The organism is Psychrobacter sp. DAB_AL43B (assembly GCF_900168255.1).
In the GTDB taxonomy this organism is placed as follows: Bacteria; Pseudomonadota; Gammaproteobacteria; order Pseudomonadales; family Moraxellaceae; genus Psychrobacter.
In genome coordinates, this window is sequence record NZ_LT799838.1 from 2,484,616 (window position 1) to 2,496,586 (window position 11,971).

General features: G+C 42.4%; 9 protein-coding genes and 1 tRNA gene. 5 read left to right on the forward strand and 5 right to left on the reverse strand.

Annotated features, from left to right (window positions below; all coding sequences use genetic code 11):
- Window positions 1-116 precede the first annotated feature (116 nt).
- From DABAL43B_RS10550 to DABAL43B_RS10565, 4 genes are all read right to left on the reverse strand, one after another.
- Window positions 117-905 (reverse strand): hypothetical protein, encoded by a 789-nt coding sequence (locus DABAL43B_RS10550; protein WP_079692327.1) that lies wholly within the window; start codon window positions 903-905, stop codon window positions 117-119.
- A gap of 261 nt (window positions 906-1,166) precedes the next feature.
- Window positions 1,167-1,257, reverse strand: a tRNA-Ser gene (locus DABAL43B_RS10555).
- Between the two features lie 92 nt (window positions 1,258-1,349).
- The gene (locus DABAL43B_RS10560; RefSeq protein ID WP_079692328.1) at window positions 1,350-2,525 is read right to left on the reverse strand and encodes a type I glyceraldehyde-3-phosphate dehydrogenase; all 1,176 of its coding nucleotides are present in this window, start codon (window positions 2,523-2,525) and stop codon (window positions 1,350-1,352) included.
- 123 nt (window positions 2,526-2,648) lie between these two features.
- Window positions 2,649-4,574 (reverse strand): AAA family ATPase, encoded by a 1,926-nt coding sequence (locus tag DABAL43B_RS10565; protein ID WP_079693098.1) that lies wholly within the window; start codon window positions 4,572-4,574, stop codon window positions 2,649-2,651.
- A 299-nt stretch (window positions 4,575-4,873) separates the two neighbouring features.
- Here DABAL43B_RS10565 and DABAL43B_RS10570 point away from each other — a divergent pair, with 299 nt between their 5' ends.
- The 4 genes from DABAL43B_RS10570 (at window position 4,874) to DABAL43B_RS10585 (ending at window position 9,894) form a co-directional block, all read left to right on the forward strand.
- Entirely contained in the window at window positions 4,874-6,400 is a 1,527-nt protein-coding gene (locus DABAL43B_RS10570; protein ID WP_079692329.1) for an aldehyde dehydrogenase family protein, read from the forward strand.
- A 98-nt stretch (window positions 6,401-6,498) separates the two neighbouring features.
- Window positions 6,499-7,527 carry an alcohol dehydrogenase AdhP gene (gene adhP / locus DABAL43B_RS10575; RefSeq protein WP_079692330.1) on the forward strand — a complete coding sequence of 343 codons (1,029 nt, stop codon included), beginning with the start codon at window positions 6,499-6,501 and terminating at the stop codon, window positions 7,525-7,527.
- 211 nt (window positions 7,528-7,738) lie between these two features.
- The gene (locus DABAL43B_RS10580) at window positions 7,739-8,065 is read left to right on the forward strand and encodes a DUF779 domain-containing protein (RefSeq protein ID WP_079692331.1); all 327 of its coding nucleotides are present in this window, start codon (window positions 7,739-7,741) and stop codon (window positions 8,063-8,065) included.
- A gap of 185 nt (window positions 8,066-8,250) precedes the next feature.
- The gene (locus DABAL43B_RS10585) at window positions 8,251-9,894 is read left to right on the forward strand and encodes a GMC family oxidoreductase (protein WP_079692332.1); all 1,644 of its coding nucleotides are present in this window, start codon (window positions 8,251-8,253) and stop codon (window positions 9,892-9,894) included.
- Window positions 9,895-9,990: 96 nt separating this feature from the next.
- On the opposite strand, the gene DABAL43B_RS10590 is transcribed toward DABAL43B_RS10585, so the two are convergent.
- Window positions 9,991-11,013, reverse strand: coding sequence for an NERD domain-containing protein (locus tag DABAL43B_RS10590; RefSeq protein WP_079692333.1), 1,023 nt, complete (start codon window positions 11,011-11,013; stop codon window positions 9,991-9,993).
- A 265-nt stretch (window positions 11,014-11,278) separates the two neighbouring features.
- Between DABAL43B_RS10590 and DABAL43B_RS10595 the strand changes: the two genes are divergently transcribed.
- The gene (locus DABAL43B_RS10595; RefSeq protein WP_079692334.1) at window positions 11,279-11,881 is read left to right on the forward strand and encodes a YceI family protein; all 603 of its coding nucleotides are present in this window, start codon (window positions 11,279-11,281) and stop codon (window positions 11,879-11,881) included.
- The last annotated feature ends 90 nt before the right edge of the window (window positions 11,882-11,971 follow it).

Below are 11,971 nucleotides of genomic sequence, written 5' to 3' on the forward strand. Positions count from 1 at the left end.
AAATATGATTCAGAGGATTTATAAAAAGCATCATAAAAAAAGCCCCAATCATTGCTGATTGGGGCTTTTTGCTAAGCTGACAAAGCTCTCAAATTACATCTTAGTATTTAATCACGCTAACTACCGAAAAACATACCTCTACCAGTATTATTAGTCGCACTAAGGGCTAGATTGTCGTCGCTATCGTCCAGTATTGATACTCCTGTCAAAGTTTCACCCGCAGCAGCGCAGTTAATTTGACCAAAAACAACAGTGCTTATGTAGTATCGTCCTGAAGCAGCTGGGGTAAATTTGCCTGTTATAGTACAACCTTGGCTATCACTACCCGTAAAACTACCATTATTCGTAAAGATAAGCGTTGCCGCAGTCGTCCCTGTACTACTAGTCACATTTAAAGGACCTGTAAATGTTTTATTATCAATCTGAGTAAAGGTATGTTTTTTAAAGGCTGAGGTATCGAATTTTAGATTATAGCTTATGGGATTTGAGGGCTGCTCGAAAAACGTACCGCTAATAGCGCTTGCTTTATAATTACCTGTAATCGTAATATCGCTTGAACTGCGAGAATTGCTACCATCATAGGAATAATTTTTTCCTAATGCTGTAAATTTATCATTATTAAGTAATACTGACTCATTAGTCTTCATGAAACCAGCAAGATTCTCATCACCACTTGGTTGAAGAATTTCTATATAGGTAATCCATAACTTCCTATCATCATCCACTAGACCATATAAAAGCTCATCTTCATCGTCAGTACCTTCATAGAAACCTGGCATTAGTGTAACAGTCTGTGTCGGGTCAGGATTAGGGTTAGGGTTAGTAGTAGAGTTGGAATCTGAATCGTCGCCGCCACAACCTAAAAGGACAGTGCCAGCTAATAAATACAGCGCTATTTTCTTCATTGGAGTATCCTCAGGTTATTTAACGACAAGGTAATATTAAATATATTAAACGACAATCTCATTATATTCATATAAGTACATATATACTAACTATTTAATTCTTGATTCTCACAATTTTTGTAACACCCAAGTTTTTTATAAATATAATCAGCTCATCCAAAAAAACATGAAACCAATGACTATAAATATTCACTCTATATAAATACCATTTTTAAAACATAAAAAAAGCCCCAATCATTGCTGATTGGGGCTTTTCGAATTTGGCGGAGACGGAGAGATTCGAACTCTCGAAGGGCTATGAACCCTTGTCGGTTTTCAAGACCGGTGCATTCAACCGCTCTGCCACGTCTCCATTTGTGCATCATTATAGCGATCTGAAATGAGAATGCAAGCAGTAATCTTAAAAAAGTTAAATTAATTTATTAATAGCTTTTAATTTCTTGTCTAAGACTTGCTTGAGGCAAGATGCAAGCACATATCTAGCATGCGATTGGCATAGCCCCATTCATTGTCATACCAAGCAAAAACCTTATGCTGTTCACCTACTTGCATCAGCTGTTGACCATCAATGATGAGCGATTCAGTCTGATGAATAAAGTCACTTGAAACCAATGGCTCATCGGTATAAGCCATAATATTTATCAAACTACCCTCAGTGGCAGTTTTTAATGCGTCTCTAATAGCCTCAATACTAACGTTTGGCGTATCGAACACGAAAGTCACATCAATGGCCGCCACATCAATGGTTGGCACGCGGATAGAGTGACCATTTATCTTACCTACCATATTAGGCAGCACGCGCTCCGTAGCAGCGATACTGCTTGAAGTCGTAGGAATAATATTATAACCGGAGGCTCGCGCACGCCTTAAGTCACGATGCGCTTGATCTAGCACAGTTTGATCAGCAGTCACTGCATGAATTTCAGTCATCATCGCGGACTTGACGCCAAACGCCTTCTCAAGGGTATCAATCAGCGGTACCAATGCTTGCGTGGTACAAGAGACGCTCGATATAATCGGCAAATCACGCGTCAATGTGTCGCTATTGACGCCCATCACGATACAAGCATCGACATGGTCAAAGGGAGCCGCACCGATAATTACTTGTTTAGCACCCGCCTCTATGTGCAAACTTGCCTGCTCGTATGAGCGATAATGTCCGGTACACTCAAGCACCACATCGACCTGCAAATCTTTCCATGGCAGTGTTGTCGGGTTTTCTCTTGATAATAAACGGATGCAGTAAGTGAGGTTGTTTTTGGTCAAGCACAGCTGAATGTCGTTTTCTGCCGCTGCACAGGGTTTTTGCTGACGATCGGTGATGCCATCTTGTACGATATCAGCAGTAACGCCCAATCGACTCAAGCGTCCATGTGTACTATCAAACCTGAGTAGATGCAATAACGTCTCAGCCGGCGCCAAATCATTAATCGCCACCACATGAATGGCACGTCCTAGTACCTCAAAGCGCTCTAATAACGCGCGCAATACATTACGTCCAATGCGACCAAAACCATTGATAGCCACTCGTAAAGGCTGAGTCTGGTCACTGGTCGTATGAAACCCTGCTGTAGCAGGGTTAGATGTCAAACGGTAAGTAGCACTAGAAAAATCAGGCATAACAAATTATCGCTATAAGATATAAAAAAGAATTGAGCGCTGCAAGTTCAACGCTAAAATGGAGTACAACCAATAGAATACTAACGGAACTTAAGACTTCTTATACAAATGATTTGTTAAATGCTATGGCGTAATAAAAATCAGTGCCAAGCGAATCGTATTATAGTCAATACTCTGCTTTAGATGATCATATATCGGACGCAGCTTAATACTGCCATCATCATTAAAGTCGTTTGGATTATTAGCGACTTTAATTGCCACATAGGCATTGCCAACCGCCGTCATTACCTCGTCCTCTGGACGCAGATGATCACAAGCCAAGCTTGGATCTTGAGATTTTAAGTCACCAATATGGCGCATAATCGTTGATTGTGAAAGCTGCCGTGCTTGAGAAATTTCCGCAATAGACAAGCTTTCCTCTAATAACAGCCGCGTCGCTAATAATGTACTGTCCGACTTATCAGAAACTTGATTGCCCAATTTCTGTTTTTTATCTATTTGAGCTTGCTGCTGTTCGCGGCGCTTTTTTTGTAGGTTAGCGTAGGCATCAATTATTGACTTGCTTAATGTACCGCCTGATTTAAGAATGAATTTCTCATGTGATTGCGTCATGCTCTCTTCATCAAGCATCGCATAATTTGCATCCGCTTCATCAGACAGCGCTAAAAAGCGCTTATCCGCACCGCGCGCTAGTGGATCAAGCTGCAAGCTCATGTCATTCATACCGAGCAGCTGTAAGCCTGCCAGCGACTTAAGTCGTGATAATGCCACATAACCCTGCCCAAGCTCAAAGGTACGTGACAAGTCAATTTCAGCGGCATCAAGCGTCATACCTTGCGACTTATGAATGGTAATTGCCCAAGCCAGACATAATGGCACTTGCTCATAGCTCGCCAGCACTTCACCCGTTTCATCTTCGATGATCCACTCTTCAGGCTCAGCAATAACCTCGCGTCCTGAATTGAGCCTAACCACTGGCATTTTTTGTGTCGTTGGCTTTTTAGCTTTTGGCTTCTCTTTATCTTTTTTGGCTTTTTCTTTTGCGCTTTTATTATCTTTAACTGTATCAGTACTGTCATCATCGTCTTCAATTAAATCATCACTATTGTCTTTACTGTCATCAACTTTGACGGCAGCAAAACCAATCAACTCACCCATGGTGCCGTTGGACACGCCAAGTTCGGTATTGTTTTTAATAAACATCACCTTTGAGCCAACTTTGAGAGTCAAGTCATCTTGAGTACGTACGGTCTTTTTTAGTGTCTCAACCAGCTTAGTGTCACCAACAGACGTGGCTTCAAAGCGCATCATCTCACCAGATAACGCCGCCAACTCTTTATCATTAATTTTATTAACGTTGAGATTATGTGTGTATAGCCGTGTGCGTTTGATATCAACATCTTGATCGTAAGTAGCTTCTAGAGCAGCTATCGCTTCAAAGGTCACTTCTTGACGGCGGATTTGATTCAGAATATCGTCCAAATCAAGCCCGCCATTGGCCGCTTCGCTCACTTGACGATGTTGCTCGGATAAATAGCAAATATGAAACTTGGCATCGAGCCACGCCTCAGACATAAAGGCAAACTTCTCACGATTGCTCTCGCCCTTACTACCAATCGGTGGTAACTGAAAAAAGTCCCCTGCCACCACCACTTGAATCCCACCAAAGGCTTTATCATTCTTACGCACATGCTTAAGCACTTGGCTGACCAGATTAATCTGCTTGGCATGCAGCATCGATATCTCATCGATGATAAGTACTGCCGTATCTTTTAATCGGTCCGCCAAAAACTGCTTACGCGATAAATTGCTCAAATCACGGTCAGACAGCTCATCTTTGATACCGATACCCGACCAGCTATGAATGGTGGTGCCGTTCATATGCGTCGCGGCGATTCCAGTACTGGCGGTGACGGCAACAGGCACACGGCGTGCGCGCAGGTAATCAATATATTGGTTGAGAGTATAAGTCTTACCTGAACCTGCTGAGCCAGTCAAAAAGACATTTTGACCCGTTTTTAAGATATCAAGAGCAGAAGATTGACGCATATATCCAAACCAACCAATAGTATAAGAAAAGAAAGCTGCCATGATTAAAAAGATAACCATAACGAGCTAAAAGTATTTGACCACAATTATAGCAGCTACATCCGTTTTGCAAACCACTTTAACCACAACACCTCACATAACTTTAAGTTATGTGATACAAAATATATCATTATAAAAAGTCATTATCACTCTGCCTTAAAGCTCAGTACGATAGAGTGGTAGCTTGGTCAGGACGACCAGACATTTATTCTTAAGTCATTTATTCTTAAATAGCCATAATACACAACAAGGAGTCGTTAATGTTATACGCCTATCCCAATACTGAAAACAGTCCCGTCCAATTCCGCAAAAAATATGATAACTTTATCAATGGTGAGTGGGTTGCGCCAATCGATGGTGAGTACTTTGATAACTCGAGTCCAATCGACGGTAAAGTATTCTGTCAAGTTGCGCGCTCTAAAGCTGCTGATATCGAAGCAGCGCTAGATGCCGCTCATGCCGCCAAAGACGCTTGGGGCAAAACCAGTGTCGCCGAACGCTCCAAGATGTTGCTCAAGCTTGCCGATGGTATCGAAGCCAATTTAGAGGCAATCGCTATCGCCGAGAGCTATGAAAACGGTAAACCTGTACGTGAAACCCTTGCCGCTGATATTCCAATCGCAATTGACCATTTACGTTACTTCGCTGGCGTTATCCGCGCGCAAGAAGGTGGCATCAGCCAAATTGATGAAGATACGGTTGCCTATCATTTTCATGAACCTCTAGGTGTCGTCGGTCAAATCATTCCTTGGAACTTCCCTATTTTAATGGCGATTTGGAAAATTGCTCCTGCCCTTGCAGCTGGTAACTGTGTCGTCCTCAAGCCTGCCGAGCAAACCCCTGCTTCTATTTTGTACATGCTTGACTTAATAGGCACCGCGGACATTCTACCTAAAGGCGTACTGAACGTCGTTAACGGCTTCGGTGTTGAAGCCGGTAAGCCAATCGCTTCCAACCCTCGTATCGATAAAGTTTCCTTTACTGGTGAGACCACCACTGGCCGCTTAATTATGCAATACGCCAGTGAAAATATCATTCCAGTAACGCTAGAGCTTGGTGGGAAGAGTCCAAACATTTTCTTTGCCGACATCATGGATGAAGACGATGACTTCTTAGATAAAGCGGTTGAAGGCTTGGTTATGTTTGCGCTGAACCAAGGTGAGGTATGTACTTGCCCGTCACGCGCCCTCGTTCACGAAAGCATCTATGATGAATTTATGAAACGCTGTATCGCCCGCGTTAAAGCCATAAAAATGGGTAATCCGCTCGATACAGAAACCATGATCGGTGCCCAAGCCAGCTCTGATCAGCTAGAAAAAATCCTATCTTATCTGGATATTGGTAAAAAAGAAGGTGCAAAAGTCCTAGTAGGTGGTGAGCTCGCCAAACATGATGGGGATATGGCAAACGGTTATTATGTACAGCCAACCATCTTTGAAGGCACCAATGATATGCGTGTATTCCAAGAAGAAATCTTTGGTCCTGTGCTTGCCGTCACTACTTTTAAAGACGATGAAGAAGCAATGGCTATCGCTAATGACACCTTGTATGGTCTTGGTGCTGGCGTATGGACACGTAACGGCACTCGCGCTTATCGTTTCGGTCGTGGCATTAAAGCCGGTCGCGTTTGGACCAACTGCTATCACCTCTATCCTGCGCATTCAGCGTTTGGCGGTTATAAGCAGTCTGGTATTGGTCGCGAGAACCATCTAATGATGCTTGATCATTATCAGCAAACCAAAAACATGCTGGTCTCTTATAGTCCTAAAGCGATGGGGTTCTTTTAAGCCTCTTTTTGAAAGCACTTTATGGCAAAACTATAAAGTGCTCAATTGGTGTTTGCATAGCGTTATAACTTAAGCAACAGTAATGAGGAAAAAGTAAAATGAGTGATAAAATGAAAGCGGCCGTTTTACATGAGTTCGGACAACCATTACAGATTGAAGAAGTAGATATTCCGACACCAGGTGCTGGTGAAATTGTGGTCAAGATGCAAGCATCAGGCGTTTGTCATACTGACTTACATGCCATTGAAGGAGACTGGCCAGTAAAACCTAGCCCACCATTTATTCCTGGACATGAAGGCGTAGGCTTGATAACCGCTGTTGGCGAAGGCGTTACCCACGTCAAAGAAGGCGACCGCGTCGGGGTTCCTTGGTTGTACTCTGCCTGTGGCCACTGTACGCATTGTCTAGGCGGCTGGGAAACCTTATGCGAGAAGCAGCAAAATTCTGGCTATTCGATTAACGGTAGTTTTGCAGAATATGTTCTAGCCAATGCAAACTATGTCGGCATTATTCCTGAAAGCGTTGACTCTGTTGAGATTGCACCCGTTTTATGTGCAGGTGTCACTGTCTATAAAGGTCTTAAAATGACCGACACCAAGCCAGGCGATTGGGTCGTCATTTCCGGTATCGGCGGACTAGGTCATATGGCAGTTCAATATGCCATCGCGATGGGTCTCAACGTGGCTGCGGTCGATATTGATGATGATAAACTTGCATTTGCTAAAAAACTGGGCGCAAAAGTCACTGTTAATGCAAAAAACACTGACCCTGCTGAGTATCTACAAAAAGAAATAGGCGGTGCTCATGGTGCACTAGTGACAGCAGTATCTGCAAAAGCTTTTGATCAAGCGCTTGGCATGTTACGACGCGGCGGTACTTTGGTTTGTAATGGTCTACCAACCGGTGAGTTCCCAGTATCAATTTTTGATACTGTTTTGAACGGGATTACTATTCGTGGCTCGATCGTTGGTACTCGTCTCGACTTACAAGAGTCGCTAGATATGGCGGCGGCAGGCAAGGTAAAAGCCACAGTTGCCGCTGAACCACTTGAGAATATCAATGATATCTTTGAACGTATGCGTAATGGTAAAATTGAAGGTCGCATCGTCATTGACTATAGCATGTAGTTTTTTCTTATGACCTTGGCTTAAGCCAACATTATCTTAGGCCACACTAAGTACAAACCATAAGTCGTATCGTTTTCACTCACATGTTATAAATGATGTGAATGAAAATTATACGGCTTTTTCTATTCTTATTTAGTGTAGCCGTAAGCTATGCTAATTATTTTAAGTAAAAAACCTTCTACAGCTATATTTTAATGATAAGGAAATCATTATGAAAGTCACTGCGACAGAATCTTGTAAAGAGCTCATTGAATTATTAAAATCCAAGCATGGGGAGTTGATGTTTCACCTATCAGGTGGCTGCTGCGATGGTAGCTCGCCGATGTGTTATCCATTAGGCGAGTTTAAAGTGGGCGGTCAAGACGTGCTCATTGGTGAGCTCGCTGGCTGTCCGTTTTATATGGGTAAGCCGCAGTATAAACTATGGCAACATACCGATTTAACCATCGATGTAGTCAACGGACGCGGTGCGAGCTTCTCACTTGAGATACCAGAAGGAAAACGATTTATTGTGCGCTCAGAAGTCTGTGCGGTATAACATCATATTAAATAACGACAAACGTAAACCTAGCTTCGCCGCACTGTTCTGCTATATTATGTTTTGATAAAGACACGCTCTAGTCATTTTTATTTTGTTATTTCAGCAAAATAATAGATACTGTAGAGCGTACCCTATTTTAACAAGCGCGTTTTAATAAGCATGGATGCTACAAGGAATATAAAATGGAATTTGAAGCAAGTTTTGATTACGTCATCGTTGGCGGTGGTTCTGCAGGTTGTGTGCTTGCCAGCCGCCTTACAGAAAACCCAGATATCAGCGTTTGTTTATTAGAATACGGTGGCGACGGTAAAGATCTTGCTATTCGTGTCCCTGCCGGGCTGATTTTGATGGTACCGGGAAAACCGCTTAAATTAAACAATTGGTGTTTTCATACCACGCCGCAAACGCATCTCAATAACCGCCGCGGCTTTCAACCACGTGGGCAATGCTTGGGCGGCTCATCCGCCATTAACGCGATGATTTATACGCGCGGCAGTGCGCTAGACTATGAACACTGGGTTGAACAAGGCTGTAGCGGTTGGGGTTTTGATGATGTGCTACCCTATTTTATCAAAGCAGAAAACAATATCCATGGTGGCGATGACCTGCATGGTGATAGTGGACCGCTGCATGTTAGCGACTTACTCAGTCCACGCGACATCTCAAAAGCATTTGTAGAAGCGGCCGTTGCCAATGGTCTTGACCGTAATGAGGATTTTAATGGCAAAAAACAAGACGGTGCAGGATTGTATCAAGTCACGCATTTTCATGGAGAAAAGCAAGGTCAACGCTGCTCTGCCGCTGCCGCTTACCTGCATCCGGTACAAAGCCGACCAAATCTAACCGTTATTACCCACGCACAAGCTAACCGCGTTATCCTTGAAGACAAACAAGCGACTGGTGTCGTCTATGAAAAAGATGGCGTTGAACATACCATTATGGCACGTCATGAAGTAATATTATCAGGCGGTGCTTTTGGCTCGCCTAAAGTCCTAATGTTATCAGGTATTGGTCCTGCTGAGCATTTGCAGTCTCACGGCATCGATGTGGTGGTAGATGCACCCGAAGTTGGGGGTAATCTACAAGATCATCTGGACGTCGTATTTGATTACGAGGTGAATACCACCGATGTCATCGGGGTCGGCATGGCGACTATTCCAACCCTAACCAAAAGCATTCGACAGTGGAGAAAGGATGGTACAGGCCTCTTGTCTACCAACTATGCGGAAGCGGGCGCATTCTATAGCGTCGGTGATGATCCAAAAGAATGGCCAAATACTCAGCTACACTTTGTCATCTCTCGTGTCATTAATCATGGTCGTGATATCAAACGCGGCTTCGCTGTTTCTTGTCACACCTGTTACCTACGCCCTGAAAGTCGCGGTACGGTCAGACTAGACTCTGCCAATCCCTCTGACGCCGTATTGATAGATCCAAACTATCTTTCTAACCCCAAAGATGTAGAGTATATGGTAGCAGGCGCGGAGCGTGCGCGAGCCATCATGCAAGAATCGCCAATGGCCAAATATATTACCGAGGATTACCCTGCTCCTTATATCGAAAAAGACGGCATGCTGGGTTATATTCGTAATAGATCAGATACTATCTATCATCCTGTCGGAACTTGCCGTATGGGTTCAGATAACGATTCAGTGGTCGATTTAGAATTAAAGGTGCGAGGCGTCAGTGGATTACGAGTGATTGATGCGTCAATAATGCCGACATTAATCAGTGCCAATACCAATGCACCGACTATCATGATTGCCGAAAAAATAGCAGACCTTATCAAGGCAAACCACATGAATAAAGAGCCAGTGTCTGCTTAAAATACGTTGCTTCCAAGATTAAGGTTGCTTACATTGTTAAAATGCGCGGTTAATGAAAAAAATTCAGCTAATATAGCTGAACATGGTGATTTAGTGTTAATCGATGTTCATCACACCGCGACATTTTGGAAATTGACGACAACCATAAAAGCGCTGACCGTGGCGCTGACCTTTTTTCGTGACGCGTTTTACCATCTCACCGCTACATTTTGGGCAAGCAGGTGTCTCAGGCGATACAGCGGGATTATCAACCTGCTTAATGACAGAGTGTTCAGTAATTTTAGGCTCAGGTTCTAAAACAGCGAATGGTGTGAGAAAAATCATATCCTCATTGGTCAGCTGAATGTTGGCAAGATTAGTAGAATTGATAGGCTGATCATGGCTAGCCGAAGCAATCGGTGCATCAACGTGCTCAACCGCCGTTTGACCAGACCATCGAAATACTTCTCTACTTTTAACAATTTCTGTGTTTGTTGGCTCAGGTGTAGGCTTAGTAACTGACTTATTACTTGAATTAATATTTGGGTTCTTACTTGAAGTCTTATTTGAATGGCTATGCTTGTCTTTTAAATAGGCTTTATGCTGCCTATTGGTTTTCCAAGATTTGTTAAATCTATTGCTTTCAATCTGCTCAACGATAGCCTCGACTGCTTCGTCGGTTAATAACTTATCTTGTTTTTTCTTCACATAAGATGCTATGCCACTCGTCAATACGTGCTCAGGTAACTCATCACGAGTCTTAAGCTCACACTCACCAATGAAAGCAATCATCGAATGGAAGTAGTTTAACTCCAGCTCTAGCAAATCTGCTAGCGTCTTAATATGTAAATAATTCTGGTGTAATGGGTTTTGGAATTTATACTTACGACCCATAATAACTTGCGTCCACTGCCTCTGCTTCTCATTGCCAAATATCCAGCCTTTATAGTTTTTGGTTTCAATCACAAAAATACCATACACGGAGACGATGACATGATCAATCTGGGTACTACCGCCATTAGCTAATGGTAAGGTAATATTGTTTAGGCGATGATAGACGTCTTTTTCAAGCTTTAGCCACATGGCAACATTGATAACTGTTTCGCCTAAAACGCCTTTGAAGCTGGACATAAGGGACATGATTTCTTCCAATTTACAGGGGATAAAAACACCTATTCTAAGCGGTAAATAACTATTGATGCTTACTTATTTAATGGCTTATAACTTTAATAATACATTGCAACAGCCTAGTTGTAGTACGCTATCGAATTATTACTAATCACATAAACCACCAAAAATTGCATAGATTAGCGCAAAGCCTCATAAAGTATTTTAATTAAAAAGTATCTTTAGTAAAATTATCTTAAGTAACGATAATTTTTATATTACCCTCTGGATTATACCTATGAATACACATGTCACTTCTTTGCTGAAAATTACACTAAGCACCTGTCTATTAGTATCATTACCAGCAATGGCGCTGGCCGCGACCATTCCACAAAAATGGAAACTGGATGTACCAAAAACCAATGTGGACTTTGAGGTTAAGTATTTGGGTAAGGCAACCACCGATGGTAAGTTTAATAAAGTGAATGGCGCTATTAATTATGATGTAAAAAACCCAACAAGTACGACTATTAATTTTACCGTTTATACCGACAGTATTGACACTGATCGCGGTTTTAGAGATTCATTTTTACGTCGAAAAGAGCTGCTTAATACCAAGCAACACCCAACCATGACTTTTGTATCAAAAAAAGTAAGTATGATTAACCCTAAAGAAGCCCATGTAACTGGTGACTTTACAGTGCTGGGTCAAACCAAACCATTAACCGTTAGAGTAAAACTATCAGACGTCGAAAATGATCCTGTCACCTCTAAACCTACTTTGAAGTTTCGTGCGACGGGTTTGGTAGATCGTTATAGCTATGGTGTCACGGCTTTTCCAAAAATGATTAGTAATATCATCCCGCTTGAGATATCAGGAAAATTAATTGCTGCTAATTAATAATAAACAGACGTAAAAAAGAGTGGCTAGGATATGGTTATATACTATAGTTAGTTCTAAATAAAAAGAGTACAGCCATTACAGCGTGCT